Annotated in this window: 16 protein-coding genes; 1 reads left to right on the top strand and 15 read right to left on the bottom strand. The window is 38.7% G+C overall.

The window, feature by feature from the left end; translation table 11 throughout:
- The first annotated feature begins 53 nt into the window (after nucleotides 1–53).
- The gene (locus tag HCG69_RS12710; RefSeq protein ID WP_221650331.1) at nucleotides 54–986 is read left to right on the top strand and encodes a metallophosphoesterase; all 933 of its coding nucleotides are present in this window, start codon (nucleotides 54–56) and stop codon (nucleotides 984–986) included.
- 302 nt (nucleotides 987–1,288) lie between these two features.
- Here HCG69_RS12710 and HCG69_RS12705 read toward each other — a convergent pair whose 3' ends face one another.
- From HCG69_RS12705 to kdpF, 15 genes are all read right to left on the bottom strand, one after another.
- Nucleotides 1,289–2,218: a hypothetical protein gene (locus HCG69_RS12705; RefSeq protein ID WP_221650330.1), complete on the bottom strand. Its 930-nt coding sequence runs from the start codon at nucleotides 2,216–2,218 to the stop codon at nucleotides 1,289–1,291.
- A 294-nt stretch (nucleotides 2,219–2,512) separates the two neighbouring features.
- Nucleotides 2,513–4,498, bottom strand: a complete 1,986-nt coding sequence (locus HCG69_RS12700; RefSeq protein WP_221650329.1) for a hypothetical protein — start codon at nucleotides 4,496–4,498, stop codon at nucleotides 2,513–2,515.
- A gap of 26 nt (nucleotides 4,499–4,524) precedes the next feature.
- Nucleotides 4,525–5,526 (bottom strand): T9SS type A sorting domain-containing protein, encoded by a 1,002-nt coding sequence (locus HCG69_RS12695; protein ID WP_221650328.1) that lies wholly within the window; start codon nucleotides 5,524–5,526, stop codon nucleotides 4,525–4,527.
- Nucleotides 5,523–7,235 (bottom strand): T9SS type A sorting domain-containing protein, encoded by a 1,713-nt coding sequence (locus HCG69_RS12690; RefSeq protein WP_221650327.1) that lies wholly within the window; start codon nucleotides 7,233–7,235, stop codon nucleotides 5,523–5,525. Before HCG69_RS12690 ends, HCG69_RS12695 begins: the two co-directional genes overlap by 4 nt.
- A 53-nt stretch (nucleotides 7,236–7,288) precedes the next feature.
- Nucleotides 7,289–7,687, bottom strand: coding sequence for a DUF3244 domain-containing protein (locus HCG69_RS12685; RefSeq protein ID WP_221650326.1), 399 nt, complete (start codon nucleotides 7,685–7,687; stop codon nucleotides 7,289–7,291).
- Between the two features lie 140 nt (nucleotides 7,688–7,827).
- Nucleotides 7,828–9,411, bottom strand: a complete 1,584-nt coding sequence (locus HCG69_RS12680) for a lipopolysaccharide assembly protein LapB (RefSeq protein WP_255585908.1) — start codon at nucleotides 9,409–9,411, stop codon at nucleotides 7,828–7,830.
- A 142-nt stretch (nucleotides 9,412–9,553) separates the two neighbouring features.
- Entirely contained in the window at nucleotides 9,554–11,254 is a 1,701-nt protein-coding gene (locus tag HCG69_RS12675; RefSeq protein ID WP_221650324.1) for a T9SS type A sorting domain-containing protein, read from the bottom strand.
- Between the two features lie 55 nt (nucleotides 11,255–11,309).
- Entirely contained in the window at nucleotides 11,310–11,912 is a 603-nt protein-coding gene (locus HCG69_RS12670) for a T9SS type A sorting domain-containing protein (RefSeq protein ID WP_221650323.1), read from the bottom strand.
- A gap of 359 nt (nucleotides 11,913–12,271) precedes the next feature.
- Entirely contained in the window at nucleotides 12,272–13,711 is a 1,440-nt protein-coding gene (locus HCG69_RS12665) for an ATP-binding protein (RefSeq protein WP_025866810.1), read from the bottom strand.
- 57 nt (nucleotides 13,712–13,768) lie between these two features.
- Nucleotides 13,769–14,896 (bottom strand): sensor protein KdpD, encoded by a 1,128-nt coding sequence (locus HCG69_RS12660; RefSeq protein WP_025866809.1) that lies wholly within the window; start codon nucleotides 14,894–14,896, stop codon nucleotides 13,769–13,771.
- Between the two features lie 198 nt (nucleotides 14,897–15,094).
- Nucleotides 15,095–15,853: a TorF family putative porin gene (locus HCG69_RS12655; RefSeq protein ID WP_221650322.1), complete on the bottom strand. Its 759-nt coding sequence runs from the start codon at nucleotides 15,851–15,853 to the stop codon at nucleotides 15,095–15,097.
- Between the two features lie 12 nt (nucleotides 15,854–15,865).
- The gene (locus tag HCG69_RS12650; RefSeq protein ID WP_025866807.1) at nucleotides 15,866–16,435 is read right to left on the bottom strand and encodes a K(+)-transporting ATPase subunit C; all 570 of its coding nucleotides are present in this window, start codon (nucleotides 16,433–16,435) and stop codon (nucleotides 15,866–15,868) included.
- Nucleotides 16,436–16,446: 11 nt separating this feature from the next.
- Nucleotides 16,447–18,495 (bottom strand): potassium-transporting ATPase subunit KdpB, encoded by a 2,049-nt coding sequence (gene kdpB / locus HCG69_RS12645; protein WP_221650321.1) that lies wholly within the window; start codon nucleotides 18,493–18,495, stop codon nucleotides 16,447–16,449.
- A 9-nt stretch (nucleotides 18,496–18,504) separates the two neighbouring features.
- On the bottom strand, nucleotides 18,505–20,211 hold the full coding sequence (gene kdpA, locus HCG69_RS12640; protein ID WP_221650320.1) for a potassium-transporting ATPase subunit KdpA: 1,707 nt from the start codon (nucleotides 20,209–20,211) through the stop codon (nucleotides 18,505–18,507).
- A 7-nt stretch (nucleotides 20,212–20,218) separates the two neighbouring features.
- On the bottom strand, nucleotides 20,219–20,299 hold the full coding sequence (kdpF, locus tag HCG69_RS20870; protein ID WP_081504715.1) for a K(+)-transporting ATPase subunit F: 81 nt from the start codon (nucleotides 20,297–20,299) through the stop codon (nucleotides 20,219–20,221).
- Nucleotides 20,300–20,761: the final 462 nt, after the last annotated feature.

The raw sequence follows: 20,761 nt of genomic DNA, 5'->3' as shown, positions 1-20,761 counted from the left end.
AAAAAGACGCAAAGCAAGTATCTATTAATAATCAATAAGAAACAATTTATAAAATGAAAACAAAAAGCCTTCTCGTTCTTCTGTTTATCACAATCTGTACAATAGGATATGCACAAAAGAGCGACTATTCCATCTTCGATAAAAAATTCAATTTCTATATTGCCAACGATCTGGGACGAAACGGATATTATGACCAAAAGCCAATTGCCGAACTAATGGGAACGATGGCAGAAGAAATCGGTCCTGAGTTCGTTGTTGCCACCGGAGATATTCACCATTTCGAAGGTGTACGCAGCGTCAATGACCCTCTATGGATGACAAATTACGAATTAATCTACTCGCATCCGGAGTTAATGATCGACTGGTTTCCTGTATTGGGAAATCATGAATATCGCGGTAATACCCAAGCCGTACTTGACTATAGTAATATAAGCCGCCGCTGGTCCATGCCTGCCCGCTACTACACCAAGGTATTCAATGAAGAAGGTACAACCGTCCGCGTCGTTTGGTTGGATACTGCCCCCATCATTAATAAATACCGCAATGAAAAAGAGACTTATCCGGATGCCTGCAAGCAAAACAGAGAAAAACAGCTCGCCTGGGTAGACTCAGTACTGACCGCAACCAAAGAAGACTGGGTAGTTGTAGTAGGACACCATCCTATCTACGCCGAAACTCCCAAAGATGCCAGTGAACGAGACGACCTGCAGAAATACCTGGATCCCATCCTGAGAAAACATCATGTAGATATGTATATCTGCGGACACATTCATAACTTCCAGCATATCCGCGTATCAGGAAGCGATATTGACTACGTTGTCAATTCAGCCGGCTCACTGGCACGTAAAGTAAAACCGATCGAAGGAACACTGTTCTGTAGCCCGGAACCTGGTTTTTCTGTCTGTTCTATTGATAAAAAAGAATTCAACCTGCGTATGATCGATAAAAAGGGGAACGTACTTCATACAATAACCCGAAAGAAATAAATTCTACTCTTATAAAAACACACAACTCAAGGGTACTCCATTCGTGATGAAAGGAGTACTCTTTTTATTTAAACTCAATTATAGGAAATTCAAAAATAACCGTTATCTTTGCACCCCCAAAACAAGAGAATCCTTCTTTTTTCTCCCTACCCCCATTCTTTATCCACAAAGTTATGAACAATGTTATCAACAGGGGGATACTAAAGTTATCAACAAGTTAATATACTTATTATCAGAGAATTTACATCTTGATACACCGTTTATCATAATTATATATTCACAGACTTACAAACATATTCACATCACTGCCCCTTCAGATACTTGATAGTCTTAAAAGGAATACCCTCTTTATTGCATAGCTGAAGTATATAAATCTCTTGATTAAGTTCTTTCAAATCATCCCAATTGGTTATTTGCATCATATATTTTCCTTCTTTCGTATATATGTTTATAACAGAAGCATTTACAAAATCGCTATGTATTGTTTGTACCCCTGTTATATCACTCTCCAAGGTTATAATAACCTCATCTTCGCCATACTCATTGTAAACATGAAGCCAAACCCATGCACAATCAAATGTATTAATACCACTTCGGCGCACATGGGCAACAAGGGGTTCTTCAATCGTTTGTATTTCCAAGAAAGGTGAATATTCCTCTCTAACTCCAACTTCCAAAAAATCAGAACCAACATAGCGAACCGTAAAATCAATGCTGTATGCAGTATTCGTTTCATTTACCGTTTTTATGATTTCACTATAAGATATAATGTGAGGTTTCAAATCCAACATTATATTATATGAAGCTACTGACTCTTCCCCATCAATGAAACAACTAAATACAATCTTCCCACTAATGCAATGATCTGTATCTATATCATAGAGATCTTTACTCTCAACTATAGGGATTGTAAATATATCATTTTGGGATGTAGCAATGATGGTCTCTCCACCACTTTTCAAAGACAAAGTATAAGTCCACTGCGGCTCACTAATAGAATGATTCGTGTTATTCTCAATGCTAAAGTTATAACTTTCATAAGCAGAAGCAAATCCATCCTCTTCAATTCTTCCACATACAATCTTTAAACCCGATTGTTCTTGAATCTCTCTTCCAACAAGCGATATCTCTGAAAACCGGCTATTAATCGGCAAAGATTCTGTATCGTTCTTTTGTGCAAAGAGAGTACAACTAAGACTAATTAACAGCAACATGATAATTCGTGTTTTCATACACTATTTCCTCTTTTAAAAATTTAGTACTGGAAAAAAACGGTCGATTCCCCCACATCCATTCACTTTTTGTCATCATCTTCCATGTATCACAAAAGTAGTAGTTTTTTCTCATTCTTTCACCTTTTTAGCTCAAAACGTATAGCTGTATGTACTATTCTTTCTAAAATGACATCTGCAAACATTTAATACATTGATTGAAAACATTTATAATTAAAGAGTCACTGAAAAGAATATTCTTCTTCCAATGACTCTCCGTTCATATAAATCCTCCCTCAAGAACTTTATAAGAACTTATTTTATGAATTTCGTATTATAGGATTTACCATCTTCGTCTGCAACCTGCAAGCCGTAAACACCTTTACCTAATGAGTTAATATCAATATTATTATCAAGAACTTTACCTTCTTGTACTATCATCGAGGAATTCAAATCCAGGACTTTATAATCTGTTATCAACTTATTGATATTTCTCTTACGGCTATTTCTCAATTCTAAAGATATAACATTTTTATCTACGCGTGAGCTTAAAGTATACGTTGCCGGCACTAATGGGGACACAAGCAATTGTTCACTAATAGTTTCTCCATTCTTGTTCATCGCACGCAATCTAAAAGTTGTACTATACTCTTTATCAACTGATGCTATGAAATAGCCAGCTCTTATATCCTCAACATAGAAAGTAAATGGCACTGGAGATCCTTCTTCCAACTGTTCTACCAAGATACTTTCAGTCCCTTCCACATTCTTAAATGCAATTTTCACATCAGCATAATATTCATAATCCGAAGCTCTGGTTTGTGGCATTACTTTAGAGAATGCCAACTGAGGCTTCTGAGGAAGATAGTCTAAGAGGAAATAACGAGCAAACGTATATATGCCGGGAGGTGTGGGAAGAGATTGGTCATAATAATAGTCTTCGTCCAGATGAGCTAACTTACAACGCAAATATCCATCACTTGACCGAATATAATCTAATGCTTTTACAGGATCTATTTCGGAAGTAGAAAACTTTATTTCAGGAAGCATCACATTTGCTGTTTTCACGATGTCCCATGTTCCATCTTTACGCAAGATAGAAATACTCCATCCCAGCAATGTATATGGGAAACTCATATTTAGTTCAGGGTAGGTCATAAATTGGCGTACATAGTCATAGACTTCGTCACTAGATGATCGCTTCATCTCATTTAGATAGTTATAGGAAACTGTTGAATTTACACTTCTATTTTTCGAGCTTTTATTAAAAGACAACTCTTTTCCGTATGCTTTTACTTTATCTGTAGAAGTAGAGGTTGCATTGCCCTGTCCACCACCTCCGCCTCCAACAGCAATATCAGTATACCAACCCATAGCTTTCAGAAAAGGTCTAAACCATTTACCAATATTACGTATAGAAGTTCCTCGCGGTAAATCCGGTTGCATCAATCGTGTTTCAGTATTTGCTTCATCAGCTTTGAAAAAAGACAAAGAACGTCCATTCTCAAATATAGAGGGAGAATACAAGCCATATGAGTCTCCGTAAGAATATTCGATGATTGCATTACCTGAAGTAGCGCGATTATATGCACTTATCGGATTATATTCTTGTGAAAAGATATCAAAATCTGGCGACAATACTTTTTCATCATATAAAAGAAGGGTTTGTTTTTTAAAATCAAGAATTTTATTTGTATTATCACCATGAGGACCAAAATAAAAACCGAATGTTTTACAAATTTCACGTAATACAATCGTTACAAAATCATATTTATCTTCTTCTACAGAGTCTAAAGAATAAGAAAAAATATCATTATCACTAAAAGTTATTATTCCATCAGGTTCATCAAAATAATCCAATGAAATTTTAATTCCATCAAGCCCATTATCTCTAAATCTATACTTTATTGTAGGTTTTACAACTCGTTCAAGAAGAGCAGCACCACCTGGAGACATATTACAAGTATCAGTACGAAGAGCCGTTTTAGCTATCACATTATTTCCTCTCAATTTACCAAATTTAGCCATTATTTTAAGCGGCAATACAGTAGGCATTTGCTCCTCTAAAAGCCGACAAGCGTATTCAAAAGCACTTTTTCTTTCCAAGTTTTGTTCCCATTCTTCACCTTCATACTGAACTTGAATAACCGTTCCACCTACAACTTCACGTACTATTGGTTTAGGAAAAGTTTCCTTACGAAAAAAATCAGCACCAAAGCTAATTGACTCAATCTCATCTTCTTGTGCATAAGAAAGGGTTGCTAATCCAAACACAAAAAATAATAGTAATAGTCTGTTCATAATCCATGTTTTTTATAATTAATACATCATCTTTTTTTTACCATTTTGAATGTTAACCTCTTTTTAGAGTAACTATCTTTATATGAAACAAAATAAATACCTTCCACCAGATTTGAAACATCAATATTCCTCATTGGCATCCCAACATATTTTACAAGTCGTCCTTTAGAATCATAGATAGATACAGGGAAGATAGCATCCATACCCTCTTGTACGTATAATATATCCTTTGCTGGATTTGGATAAAATGGTACATTCTCCATTTTAATAGTCGGAATGGATGTAGCTACTTTGGAATTCCACAAAGTATCTTTGCATTCAACCATTCCACTATAGTTAACTGCCCAAAATCTAAAACAGCGATCTCCATCATAAAACTCCAGAAGCCCCACTCCCTTCTCAGCGTCAATATTAGGCTCAAAATAAGAGGACAACATATTCCCCGTAAAAGAAGCATCTTGCTCAACTATATATACATACTTAGTTCTACAGGAATTAATCTGTATTGTTATATACCCATCTTCATAAATATTCCATTGTTCATCATAATCACTCCAAGTAATATCCAGTACTTTTATTTTAGGTACAGAAGGAAGCACATTTATATAAAAGATCTTATCAAGTTGTATCTTTCGTCCCTGATATTCCCCCTCAAAAGTTATTTTCCCTTGAAAATAAACAGAGCTATCATTCTCTACAGTATATCTTTTATATTCAGGTCCAGAATATTCATATGCCGACGAATCTATAATAATTCCATAATCTATAGAAGTAGCGTTCTTTATAATTACATAATTTCCTTGCTGTGCTTCAACACCAAAGCTCCATTTACAAACATCAGGAACTATATTCTCCCCGAACTTATCCACTACATGAAAAGCACAACTATCATCAAGTAATAAAGCACCGTATTTATCCAAAGATACATTATCCAACTTTACCACTGTACCTGAAAGGGCATAATCAGTTTGGGCATAGATATTAAGAGAACAAACAAAAGCCAACGTTAAAACAGAAAGTATTCTCATCGATATATCTTTTTAGTTACTACCTCTCCATCTGCATATGTAATCATCATGATATATATCCCTTTCGATAAATGATTAACATCCTCATAGTCTTTTGTTTGAAGAATAATTCTCCCTTGTATATCTCGTACTTCCATATATACAATATTTGAGTTAGCTATAGGATCTCTTATCTGAGTAGAATTATTCATTAAATTCAATTGACTTGGAATTTCAACAGTATAATATGCTTTTCCTATTTTATTACTTATCCTCAAATCAACCCAAGACGTTCCTATCATATAAATGTATTCAAAACGAAGATGGACGATATACGGAATATAAAAAAAATGAGTATCAACTATATCACTATACTCTTCAGATTTTTCCACATAAAGATAATCTGCTCCAGTATAGATAACTGTTAAATCAAGATTATAAAACTTTGATCCAGGAATTGGAGTTATAGCATCCACTTTCACCGATATAAAAGTTGGTTTAGTAGCAAGGTAAACATAAAACACTTTAAACATTTTCGTCCCATTAACTGTAGCACTCAAACTTATCCTACCTTTAATATCACCATTAATATTTCTATAATATTTTGTTAAATCATCGACTTTATCTATACTAAATTCTGAAGATTTTCCTACTTTAATAGAATCAAACATCATCTCATTATTCAGCAATTCATACTTCCACGAATAATCTGTAATATTTCCGGAAGTTGTTTCTGCATGAAAGCCATAACTTTGAAAAGCAGAAGCCATTCCTGTAGCATCTATATTTGCTGCTATAATTTTCAGACTATTTTCCGGTTCTCTCCAACCAATCGTTTTAAGAACTTCTAATGTCTTTTCATCTATTTGTTGATTTTTATCTCCGATTCGCACATCATATGACATCAAATCACCTTCCGTATCAAAATAGCTCAAATAATTATAGCCTTGAAACTCAGGTGAAGCATATAATTTTAAATTATTATTATCAGGAGTTTTATAATAGACATTATCACCTTTTACAAACGAAATAAGCTCCTGGCTCGTACGTCCATTATTGGGCATCTCATTTAAACGTACATTATTAGAATTAACAACCAAATTATCAAAGGGAGAGAAATATTTTCTCGTGGAAAAAACAATTCCTTTTGTAGAGTTATTAACAACAGAAGATCCAAATCCCAACGACATAGCAATAGCGCGCAACATTGCCGTTGTCAGATTTTTCTTATTCGTAACTTCTCCACTAAAACTATAATCCCAATCTACATCATCATTGATTTGAATTATGGCATCTTCCTCTCCAGTCCGTTTTCCATCAATTAAGAAATTTATAAAATAACTTTGAGGATATGCCTCATTGGTCCCCGACAATAAAGTGTATTTTACCTGAGCAGCAAAATCAGCAGCTTCCACTCCCATCCTTTCTCTCTCAAACCTTAGAATTATCTTTTTAGGAATATATAGTTTCTCCTCCCACAGTTGTGCGGCAGCCCTTATGCAACATTGCATTTCCTCACTCATTCCACCTCCGAACTGCACTTCAATAACTCCTCCAAAATCACTACTCAAGCGTTCTGTACGTAATAAACAAGGTTTTATTGTCTGCGCACTTACAGGAGAAGTATCCAGACGTCCTTCAAATACAAGAATTGTATCTTGTTGAGCCATCACTAAGCCTATGCCTTGCAGAGTCAAAAGGCTGACTAAAATCAATAAATATCTTTTCATCGCGTCAAGTATTAGCAGAAATCATTTTTTATTGTAATCAAAATAGGAGCTATTTATTTTACTTCAAACACACCGTAAATATATCCTCCATACGAATTTGTTAGTTCTAACAAATAGACTCCAGGAGAGTAATCCTCAACAGAAATGCTATATTTCTCAGGATTATTAATCAGAAGAGAATAAGAATATACAACCTGATTAGTTTTGGAAATAGTTATCGAGACATCACCTGCAAATTCCTGAAACTCGAGAGAAATAATAGAATTTTCGAGAGATGCTGTTATAGGTATAAAAGGAATGGAACGATGACCTTTATCTTCACTATCATCACCTTTCCAATGACCAGTAAAAGAAATTTGCCCCCATGGCGAAATAAAATCATCGCCATTCTCATGTGCAACAACTGTGCAACTAAGACAAACTAACAATAGTAGGACAATCCGTGCTTTCATTTTCTGTTGTTTTTATGTTTCTGTTACACAAAAGTAGAGCATTGAGTTCAATGAACAAAAAATAAGGCATGGACTAAAATTTAGTACATATATATCTACAAATCAACAAAATAAAAATCAAACAACTTAAAATAAGTGGACTATTTGAGTTTATCACTCTGACATTTGTGCAAAAAATCTTCTACAGATTCATCTTTTGCTAACTCTAAACGCTCCTTTAAGCGCATCTTAGCTTTAAATATTGTATGATTATCTTTACTATCAAAGAGAATCTTCAATTCTTTTGTAGTAAATCCTAAAAACAGAAATGTTAAAAGTTTAATATCATGCTTTGTTAATTGAGTACATTCACTCTTCAACTTGATTAGAGAGTTGCTATAAAGACAATTCACTAAATCAAATATTTTATCCCACTCTTCAGGAGTTAGTTTTTCTACAAGTACCTCCCCATTCTTTAGCATCTTGATCAATGTACTGACATCAATTTTACTACGCAATTTCTCATTTTCTGTGATCAATACTTTCATTTTTCGGGACAACTCTTCTACCTTACACTGTACACTTGTTTCATTCTTCTGTTGTTTATACGCTCCGATTTCATTCTGATAAGAGGCTATTTGCTTATTATTTTTTTCAATAACCTTTCTGGTTTGTATAACTTCTAATTTTGCACGCCCATATCTCGCATAGAAAAAATATACTATCCCAGAAAACAAAATCACAACAATCAGATAAAGAATATGTAAGCCCCTCTTCTCTAATTTGCCCTGCAACAATTCTGTTTCAAATTCTTCCTTTTGGTATTTAACCTGAAGCTGTACCAATGCTTCTCGTTTTCTATCATTTTCAGCTATATATAATAAGGAGTCCGATCGTCCTTTCAAAATGAGAGCTTGCTCATAATCATGATCAGCTTTAGCCAATTTTGCCAAGCATTCATAAGCTTCAGAACTGGTGAATAGATTATCACTATCCAAACAAAGTTTCAAGTACTTCTCTGCATCTTGTTTTCGCCCCATCATCTGATACAAACGTCCTAATGACATATAATGAAGCACAAACATATCTTTATCAGGCTCTTCATCGAGAATCCTCAGAAAAACCTTTTCAGCCTTTAAATATTGCTTTTCAAAACAATACATCTTTCCCAATATCTTGGAACCATTGATTTTTAACCGGACAGGATTATTCGTAAGTAATTGTAAACTTGTCATAACACACTGGTAGACACTATCCATCTCTTGCTTTAAGAAAAAAGAAGTTCCCATTGTCTGATAGGCGTAGGCCACGCCCAATGTGTCTTTCGCCTGATAATAATAGGAAATGGCTTGGTGGCAGCAGTGAATAGCTTCATCATAAAGTGATTGATCGCGATAAAAAAACGACATATCTGCAAGCATCAACCCCATTATCTTATACTCTTTCGTATCCTTCAAAACTCGCCGGGCTTCCCAATAGACTTTCATTGCCCGCGTTGTCTCTCGCTTTCCATGAAGCACACGCCCGTAATAATATAAAGCCTTACCATATTTACTTTTATCATTCTTCTTCCTGAAATAATCGATAGCAAAAGTAATAGAAGAGTCAGCAGACATATCCATATAATTCTTATCGCATGCCTGAGTCAGTAACAACACATAATCTGCACGTTCCTGACCTGACAACTTATCGGGACAAGATATTTTCCTTAATAGATTTAATGCACTATCAGGATATGCTTCCATACACTGCTCCGCTTGCCGAAGAGTTACTATGACCTCTTCTGGTGTAGAGGAACAAGCAACGAAAACTGCAATGAGAAAAGAAAAAAAGAAAATGCGATTATATTTCATATTTCATTCACAAAAAGGATTAAAAGTGAAGGTCTTACGGACAGATCTTCTTCGTTACTACTTTTCCATCTGAATAGGTAACCGTCATGATATAGACTCCTCTCAATAGATGATTAACAGCCTCATAATTTTCTGTTTGAAGGAGAAGCCTTCCTTGTATATCCCTTACTTCAACTTGTGAAATGCTTGATTCTGCTGTGACCTCTATGATCGGATCGGGATTCATCTGGCTTGGAATTTCTACCGTATAATATGCTTTTCCTATTTTATTTTTTAATTCTATCTCAACCCAAGCCATTCCTATCATATAAACACCTTCAAAATGCAATTTAGTAAGATAAGGTTCATAGACATAAGCACTTTCTCCAAGACTACTATTTTCCTCTGTTTTAAAAGCATAAAGAAAATCAGTACCTGTATATATTAGCGCTATATCAAGATTATAAAATCTTTTTTGGGGAATTGGAGTTATAGCTACTTTTACCGATACAAAAGTAGGTTCGGTAGCAAAATACACATAGAATGTTTCAGACTTCTTTTTCCCATCGGCAGTAGTAGCAGTCAAACTGATCTTACCCTTAATATCTGCATTAATATTCTTATTATACTTCGTTACATCATCTATCTCATCTATACTGAAATCAGAAGAATCTCCTGTTTTGATAGTGACAAAATTCATTTCGTTATCCAACAGTTCATACTTCCATGAATAATTCGCTATACTGCCTAAAGTGGTTTCGGCATGAAAATTATAGCTTTGAGAAGAAGAAGCAATACCCGTATCATCAATACCTTCTGCTATTATCCTTAAATTACTTTCAGGTTCCTCCCAGCCAATTGTTCTGAGAACTCCCAATACTATCTCATCTATTTGCTGAATTTTATCTCCTGTCCTGGTATTGTATGACATCAAGTCACCATCAAAATATAGATAATTCAAGTAATTATAACCTTGGAACCTGCGAGAAGTATACAACCTGAAGCTTTCATTAGCAGACGTTTTACAATAAACACGCTCTTCCGACACAAATGAAGAAAGTTCCTGGCTTGCAGCTCCATTATTCGGCATTTCATTCAGACGGACATTATTGGAGTCAACAATCAGATTATCAAAAGGAGAGAAACATCCCTCTATAGAGAAAATAATGCCATGTGACACATCATTTACAACCGATGAACCAAAGCCTAACGAGATGGCAATGGCACGTAACATGGCTGTTGTGAAATTCTTCTTATCCACAACCTTTCCGTTAAAACTATACTCCCAATCCGCGTCTTCATTAATCAGGATAATAGCATCCTCGTCATATACACGTTCGTCATCAGTTAAGAAATTCTGGTAGTAACTATTGGGATATGTTGTTTTCGCATCGGGGAATGAAGTATATCTCACCTGAGCCTGAAAATCGGCAGCTTCTGTTCCCAACTTTTTTTTCTCAAACTTCAAAACTACATTTTCAGGAATATATAACTTTTCTTCCCAAAGTAGTGCGGCGGCCTTTATACAATGCTGCATTTCATCATCTATTCCGGCTCCACATATTACTTTAATCACTCCTCCAAAATCACTACTCAAACGTTCTATTCGAGGCAAACAAGGTTTCATGATTTGCGATCCCCATGGAGTAGTATTCATATGTCCTTCGAATACTAAAATTGTATCTTGCTGAGCCATAGTTAAACCTATGCTCTGTAGTGTCAACAAACCAACCAAAACTAACAAACATTTTTTCATAGTTTTAAATATTAGAAGAAACAAACAATATTCAATACCAGAACAATAAATGTCCTCATCGACAAATCTTCCTCGTTACTACTTTTCCATCCGAATAGGTAATCGTTACGATATACATTCCTCTCGATAGACGATTAATATTCTCATAATTTTCAGTGTGAAGAACAAGCCTTCCTTGCATATCCCTTACTTCAACCTGTGAAATACTTGATTCCATTGTTACTTCTTCTATGGAATCAGGTTTCATCTGATTGGGAATTTCAACTGTATAAGACGTTGTTCCCACATTGTTCTTTAATTCTAAAACGACCCAGACTCTTCCACCCTTGTAAATATTTTCAAAGTGAAGATGAACGATGTACGGTTCTTGATAAGAACGCGATCTAATTACAATGCTGAACTCTTCATAGAGTTCTGCATAAAGAGATTCAGCACCACGAAATTCGGCTGTTAGGTCAAGATTATAAAAATTTGATCCGGGAATTGGAGTGATGGCATCTACAGTCACGGAGATAAAGACTGGTTTATCTGTCTCTTCCAAAGCAGTTGACCGAAATTCCTCTAATGTATTTAAATCACCTTTCATGTCACGGGACATCACAAAGCTTGTGCCCTGCAGTGTCAACAAACAAACCAAAATCAATAAATATTTTTTCATAGCTTTAAATATTAGTAAATAAGGAAACTCTATCACAACGATAACAGAAGCAGTTTGCTTCACTCCCAGACATCAATCATAAGTATATCCTCCTAATATTCCTATGATACAGAATAGCATAACATGAAAGTTACAACATAAGGCAATCCTATAATTATGCCTCACTCGTAACTAAGTAAGATATCAAACTTTACAAAAGTAATAAAAATTAAAGGGAACGAGTCTTTTATCTTTGAATAATATGTAATTTTTTAAGTCAGAACAAACAGAATAGTATAAGTTTCAAAGAGTTTCAAGCCGTTGAGAAAAAATTCTCAATGCATTGAAACTATTTTCTCAATACATTGAAACAAACTGTATCATGCTTTCAACCGAATAACAAACCGGCTACCTTTGCCCAACTCGCTCTCTACAGTCAACGTGCCGCCATGTGCTTCTACGAAATCTTTAGAGATGGAGAGTCCCAGGCCACTGCCTTGCACTTTAGTGCCGGGTACACGAAAATAGCGGTCAAAAATGCTCTGATGATAACGAGGATCGATACCTTTACCAAAATCCTGTACATAAAGCTCTATCTGGTCACCTTCTTGCTGAGCACCAATAACCACACGTCCGTTCTCTCTTGAATAACGGATGGCATTACTTAGCAGATTGGTAAGTACCCAGGCTATTTTTTCACTATCTACAAACAATTTGCCGATCTTCTCTTCCGGGTATTCCACTTCAATCTGTATATTGAACTTATCGGCCTGAACCTGATTGGCCTTGATAGCATATTCAATCAACTCAATGGGCTTCGTGATCTTAGGCATCATCTGGAGTTTCCCGGCTTCTACCTGAGTCATATTCAGTAGTTCGCCGGTAATCTCCAACAGGCGCTGGCTACTGTCTTTAATGCTCTTAGACAGCTGTTCCTGCTCTTCATTCAACGTACCCACACGTTTATCTTCCAGTAGTTGAAGGCTCATCATGATAGCAGAAATAGGAGTCTTCAACTCATGGGAAATGGTAGAGATAAATGTGGTTTTAGCTGAATCCAGCTCTTTAAATTCGGTGATATTCTTCAGAAGGATAACATCTCCCAACTTATGAGGTTCGTCTTTATCGGCATTGGTATTGTTGATAGGAATATAGGCAGCCTTGAAATAGCTCTCTTTATTATCTGCATAAATTTTCAATGGTTCTTTCTTATCGCCGGGGCTAACGAGTTCGCGAATCAAGCGACGGAGAAGGTCATTCTTCAAAGAAAGCTCTTCGGCAGATTGGCGGATCACGTTTTCTCTTTTCAAATTGAGCACATTCAGTGCCTCGTTGTTGATGAAAAGAATTTCACGCTCGGTATTCAATCCGATAATAGGCTCATTGATACTATTGACAATGGCTTCCAGAAACTTTTTGGCTGAAAGGATATCGGCAAGCGTACTGGCCCGATACTCGGTGAGACGTTCTGCCATACGATTAAAACTGTCAGCAACTTCCCTGAATTCTTCACTGCTTTTCATATCAAGGCGCTTTTCGTAGTTATGATTGGCAATTTCAAGAATACCTTGTTTAAGCTCAAGAATAGGTCTACTAATGGAACGCGGTAACCAAAAAAGCAGAACCAGACCTGTGAGTACACAAATACCTCCTGTAACAGAGATCCATAATAAAGCCCGTTCGAGGGCAGGCAGTGCAGCAGGACTGTCGGGGTCCGTAGCAGTCAGTAGCTGTAGGTTGACAACAGATAGAGTTACCAATAAAATAATCATTCCGGCCAGTATCCCGATTCCGAAAAGCAATTTCGTTTTTATATTCATGATTTAAAGAAGTTTTTTAGTTTGTGAGTTCGTGAGTTCTTTAGTTTACTTACAAACTCATTCCACTGCAAGTATAATCAAATCTACGTTTGCTTGTGCCAGATTTGCCAAAAACTTTTTATAGGCGAACACTGCACAAAGGGCATTCGAGACACGTAAGCGGGGGCTTCCCATACAGATAGTTGTTATCTGCCTCTCACGACACGTCCGGACAATGCTTCCAAGTACATCCTTCGACTGTACCTGAACAACTTCTCCCCCCAACTCAGCTACCAATTTAAAATGATTTAATAAATGACGTTGGCTGGCAAGATCTATCCGGTCCATACTCTCACGGGGCGTCTGCACATAAAGGGCAACAAAGGTGGTATTGTAACGGGTGGCCAGACGGGCTGCTTTACGGATAATACGCCGGGGCGTCTTTTCATGGCTGCTAATACAAGCCATAAACTTTTCATGCCGGACACCCATACTCATTACAACTTCGTTCTCTACTTTTTTTTCTACACGCAACGCTACCTCTTTCAGAGCGAGTTCGCGTAACTGAAGGATATTCTCCGTTTTAAAGAAGTTATTCAAAGCTACCTGAATTTTATCCGGACGATATATCTTTCCGGCTTTCAAACGGGTTATCAGTTCCTCGGCGGTAAGGTCGATATTCACCACTTCATCTGCCTCTTGTAACACACTATCGGGAACACGTTCTTTTATTTCGATGCCGCAAATGTCCTGCACTTCTTCGTTTACACTCTCGATATGCTGAATGTTGATGGCAGAGATTACATTAATGCCCTCATCAAGCAGTGTCAGTACATCCTGCCAACGTTTCTCGTTCAAACTACCTTCAACATTGGTATGTGCCAACTCATCTACAATCACGATTTCCGGGTGGATACGGATGATGGTTTCAAGGTCCATCTCTTCCAGTTCTTTCCCTTTATAAAAAATCTTCCGCCGCGGAATCAGCGGCAAGCCCTCTATGAGTGCCTCTGTCCCGGCACGCCCATGTGTTTCGATGTATCCTATCTGCACATCTACCCCGTTATCGAGTAAATCATGTGCTTCCTGAAGCATACGATAGCTCTTACCTACACCGGCAATCATCCCGATATAGACTTTAAATTTTCCCCGGCGTGACTTCTTTATCAGATCCAGGAAATGCTGTACACTCTCTTCTCTATCCATACTTCTATATATCTATTTTTCAACCCCATAAAGCTGTGTCAAAAGTCTAAAAAAGCTATCAAGCTGCAATTCAATAACGCGGATTAACGCAAATTATCGCAGATTTAATTTAATCTTTGCGTTAATTTGCGTTTTAATAATAACGAGTTTTACTTTTTACACATCCTCAAGATACTAATTAGTTATGCCAGAGTTTAGTTAGGGTTTTAAAGTAATGCCGAAAACCAAATGGGCATCTTCCATACGTGGATTCCAGATGGCTTGTGCAAAAACCAGCAGGGAAAACCGATCACTAAACCGGATGGCAGTTGTTCCTTTCAAAGCAATATTGGTCACTGCAAAACCATTGCAATTGTACTGAGGAGCAGTGTAGGGAACAATGCCACACGTTACATTCAGATCTACTGTCTTCACACTGAACGGATAGTTGAGTTCCATATAAGAGGAATAATTCTGTTTCATTTCTCCCCGGTCATTCTCCTTTTTATCCTGTCCGGCAAACATCGTGTACCAGGCAATTGAAAGCGGAAACTTTTCAACCGGCAGCGTATAAGCCAATCCTGCTTCAAAGTGATGTGCTGTTTCATGGCTTTTGAATTTAAAATAATTACCCGTCCCTTGCCCGGGCCACCAAAGGTCTGCCACTGAAAGGGTCAGTCCTGTACTTCCAAAAGCATAAGCAGCGGTCAGGTCTATTTCTTTATTCGCTTTTCCTTCTGAGGCCTGACAACCATCGAAATCGGTTGATCCCCAGGCCGTCAATGAAAAGCCACCGATAGTAAAGCCTAAGGTTGGCTGGATACTGGCTCCGGTCTGATACATTCCACGCCATACATATGAACTGACTAAGTCGCCCTGTACGGTAAATTCCTGTGCCTGTGTGTTGGTGGTTGCCATTAAGCAACCAACTACAGCTACCAATGAACCTAAAAATACTTTCTTACTAAAAACCTTCATATACTACAATGTTTATTTTGCTTTTTCCAAAGCAATGTTCAGTTTCAATACATTCACTTTCTCTGTTCCAAAAAGTCCTAATAAGGGCTTTTCTATCGTTTTGTCGACAATCTCTTTTACCTGTTCCTCATGCATCCCACGTGCCTGTGCCACTCTTTTCACCTGTACATAAGCACAAGTAGGGGTGATATCCGGATCGAGTCCCGATCCACTGGCAGTTACCATCTCGGCAGGAACCTCACTACGGTTCAAGTAGGGATGATGAACGAGGAAGGTGTCAATGCGGGCTTCCAGTTCAGCCAGATATTCGGGATTCGTAGGCCCTTTGTTACTACCGGAAGAACTCGTAGCGTCATAGCCATCTCCGGCACAGGAAGGACGACCCCAGAAATAAATATCTTTTGTGAAATTCTGCCCCACATTGGCAGCACCTACCACCTTACCATCCAATGTTGCCACTTCGGCATTTCCTTTATTCGGTCCTGCCACCTGTGCAAAAAGCCATAGAATAAGGACATAAAACACTGCAAAGAATACGCAGAACGCAAGCGTTATTTTAAATGATTTCAATAAAGTTTTCATCGTCATATTATTTAAAAGAATAAACTTACTACCAAATCGATCAACTTAATCCCGATGAAAGGTACAATTACCCCTCCCAATCCGTATATCAGCAGATTACGGCGAAGCAGTGCACTGGCACCTATCGGTTTGTACTGTACTCCCTTCAAAGCAAGTGGAATCAGGATCGGAATAATGATAGCATTGAAAATTACAGCCGACAGAATAGCACTCTCCGGACTATGCAAGCCCATGATATTGAGCGCTGCCAACTCGGGGATAGCCACCATAAACAAAGCAGGTACAATTGCAAAGTATTTGGCTACGTCGTTGGCTATCGAGAATGTGGTCAGTGTACCGCGTGTCATCAGTAGCTGTTTACCGATCTCCACAATCTCAATCAGCTTGGTAGGATCATTGTCAAGGTCTACCATATTACCGGCTTCTTTGGCCGCCTGTGTACCACTATTCATTGCTACGCCCACATTGGCTTGTGCCAGTGCAGGAGCATCATTCGTTCCGTCGCCCATCATCGCCACCAGTTTGCCGGCTTCCTGTTCTCTCCGGATGTATTCCATTTTATCCTCCGGTTTGGCTTCGGCTATGAAATCGTCTACTCCCGCCTTTTCTGCAATATATTTGGCAGTCAGCGGATTATCTCCGGTCACCATAACGGTTTTCACTCCCATCTTACGCAGGCGTTCAAAACGCTCCTGAATGCCCGGTTTGATGATGTCCTGCAACTCTATCACCCCGGTAACCTGCTGATTGACGCATACCACCAGCGGTGTACCCCCATTGCCGGAAATAGCTGCAATAGTCTCTTCCACTTCCTTCGGAAAGGTGTTCCCGGCCTTTTCTGCAATCCGGCGGATAGCGTCAAATGCCCCCTTGCGAATCTGGGTACCATCGGACAGATCAACGCCCGAACATTTCGTTTCGGCAGTAAACTTAATCATGCGCGCGCCGGTTGTGTTCAGGTTCCGCATTCGCATCCCCAACTCACGTCCCAACTCTACAATCGATTTACCTTCGGGAGTTTCATCGGACAGAGAGGCCAGCAGGCAGGCTTCTACAAAACTACGTTCGTCTACTCCCGGTGCCGTATGGAATTTGGTCGCTTTACGATTACCAATGGTTATCGTACCTGTTTTATCCAATAGCAGCGTATCAATGTCTCCGGCTGTCTCAACGGCTTTACCGGATTTAGTAATCACGTTGGCACGCAACGCACGGTCCATACCGGCAATGCCAATGGCGGAAAGTAATCCTCCGATAGTAGTCGGAATGAGGCAGACAAACAGTGAAAGAATGGCAGCAATAGAAATGGTTGTACCCGGATGATCAATGTTAGTATAATCGGCAAAAGGAATCAGTGTGATACAAACAATCACGAATACCAGCGTAAAACCTGCCAGCAAGATAGTCAGGGCAATTTCATTCGGTGTTTTCTTTCGGCTGGCACCTTCTACGAGGGCAATCATCTTATCAAGAAAACTCTCACCCGGTTGCTGAGTCACCAATACTTTAATGTTATCCGAGAGTACCTTCGTTCCGCCCGTCACCGAGCTTTTGTCTCCTCCGGCTTCTCTGATAACGGGTGCTGACTCTCCCGTTATAGCACTCTCGTCGATGGAAGCTAATCCTTCAATTATCTCACCGTCGGCAGGAATCGTATCTCCGGCTTCACAAACAAAGATATCTCCTTTCTTTAGCTTTGAACTGCTCACGGTCTGAAGTTTATCACCTGTCATCAATTTTGCAGGAGTCTCTTCGCGCGTCTTACGCAAACTATCTGCCTGTGCTTTGCCCCGTGCTTCGGCAATGGCCTCGGCAAAATTGGCAAACAGCAAAGTGGCAAACAGAATAACGAATACCAGCAGATTGTATCCGAATGAACCGTAATGATCTCTGTTTAGGGAGAGGATGGTAACCACCAGCATAATAACCGTTACTATCTCCACTGTAAACATAATCGGATTCATCATCATCGTTCGTGGATTCAACTTCACGAATGATTGCTTTAAACTCTCTATGACTTGCTCCTTTTGAAATAAAGAAGCCGATTTATTCTTTTTCATACTCTTTACTTATAGACTAAAATGTTCAGCAATCGTACTCAAGGCGTGTACCGGGAAGAATGACAAAGCAGCGACGATAAAAATAACTGCAAACGTCATGACGCCGAAAGTTGCTGTATCTGTTTTCAATGTGCCGGCGCTCTCGGGGATAAACTTCTTCTGAGCCAGCAAACCTGCAATAGCTACTTGCCCGATGATAGGGATGAAGCGACTGAGAATAAGTACAATACCGCAGGAATAGTTCCAGAAATAAGTATTATCACCCAAGCCTTCAAAACCGGAACCGTTGTTGGCAGCCGAAGAGGTAAACTCATAAAGCTGTTCGCTCAGTCCATGGAAACTGGGGTTATTGAGCCAGCCTCCTTCACTCGCCACAAAATCCGGATGATGTGCATATAGATAGCTGGACAGAGCTGTACCAACAAGAATCACAAACGGATGGAGTAGTGCCACAATGGTAGCTATTTTCATTTCACGGGCCTCTACCTTCTTTCCCAGAAATTCCGGTGTACGTCCCACCATTAATCCGCTGATAAATACGGCTATTATGATAAAGGTGTAATAGTTCATCCATCCCACACCAACACCACCAAACCAAGTGTTTATCTGCATGTTCAGCATCTCGATCAACCCACTAAGCGGCATAGTAGAGTCGTGCATGCTATTTACCGATCCGTTGGAAGTCACCGTAGTTGTCACGCTCCACAGAGCACCGGAGGCTGAGCCGATACGTACTTCTTTTCCTTCCATAGCTCCACCGGACTGGGCAATTCCCATTTCGTCGATACGCGGATTACCACCCATTTCCTGGCTTACGTTGATAAAGACTCCTACCAGATAGGCTGCCAACATAACTCCAAATATGCTATATGCCAGTTTCTTACGTTTAATGTAGAATCCGAAGGCAAAGACCATTGCCATAGGAATAATCAGGATAGACCAGCATTCTACCACATTGCTCAGGAAAGTAGGATTCTCCAGGGGATGTGAAGAGTTGACTCCAAAATACCCTCCCCCATTCGTACCCAGTTGTTTGATCGGTACGATAGCTGCCGTAGGCCCTTGCGAAACCATTTGCTCCTGTCCTTCCAGCGTGGTTACTTTCATCTTACCGTCAAATCCCATCGGCGTACCCTGTAAGATAAGGATAAAGCCCACAATCAATGAAAGCGGCAACAGGATACGTGTACAACTCACTACCAACAGTTGCCAGAAATTACCAATTGTTTTCGTGGTTTTAGCAGCCATCGCCTTCATCATACCCGCCATAGCAGCCATACCGGTTGCAGCAGTTATAAACTGGAAGAGCATAATTACGAACAACTGCGTAAAGTAAGTCAGCCCGCTTTCGCCGCTATAGTGCTGCAAGTTGCAGTTGACCATAAAACTAATACAGGTATTGAATGCCTGATCGGGTGTTTGCGGCCCGTTCCCATCGGGATTTAAAGGAAGCCACCCCTGAGAAATCAAAAGCACCATTCCCCAAAAGAACCAGAATGCATTCAGAATCAATAATGATTTGAGGAATTGTTTCCAGTTCATCTCTTCCTGCGGACGGATGCCGCATACTTTATAAATTATTCTCTCAACAGGAGCCATGAAGTCCGACCAGGTCTTCTCTCCTTTATAAACCTTAGCGATGTACTTTCCTAACGGATAGGCAAGTACCACCATCAGGATCACCTGTAAAACTACACCTAAAATTTCTGTATTCATTGCTTCATTAAAATTTTTCCGGTTTGATGAGTACGTACATCAGATAACCGAAGATTGCGATACCTATCACAAATAGTATTGTATACATAAATCTAATTCTCCCTTTCTTTAAATCTTCTCAAACCAATCCACACATTTCCAAAAGAGCCAGAAGCAGGCAAAGCCGCTCAAGAGGCAGAAAATAAATGATACTGTAATTCCCATGTTTTTACCTTGTTTTAATTGTTACTAATTATTTTTACCTGATTTACTGTGTGCCAATTGCGTGCCAAAAGCGGAAAGAAAGTAATAAAACAATAAGTATCAACAGATTACATCACAAAGCATTTAAAAGAAGAAACAGCGCTACCCTTCCATTTTGAAAAGGATTGCACTGTTTTGAAAGAATGGAAAGCGTTGTTCCATTAAAGGGTTCGTCAGGGATGTCGTAAACAAACCTATCGAAGCTCATAGAGGAGCGTTGTTTTACATGTACATGTAAAGCTGTACGACATGTGCATGTCGTGCTGCTCCACATGTGCATGTCGTGCTGCGATACATGTACATGTAA

The organism is Bacteroides sp. K03, from assembly GCF_019734355.1.
Lineage (GTDB): Bacteria > Bacteroidota > Bacteroidia > Bacteroidales > Bacteroidaceae > Bacteroides > Bacteroides nordii.
The sequence above is the reverse complement of the archived record's forward strand: the minus strand, read 5'-3'. Positions and strand labels throughout refer to the sequence as shown.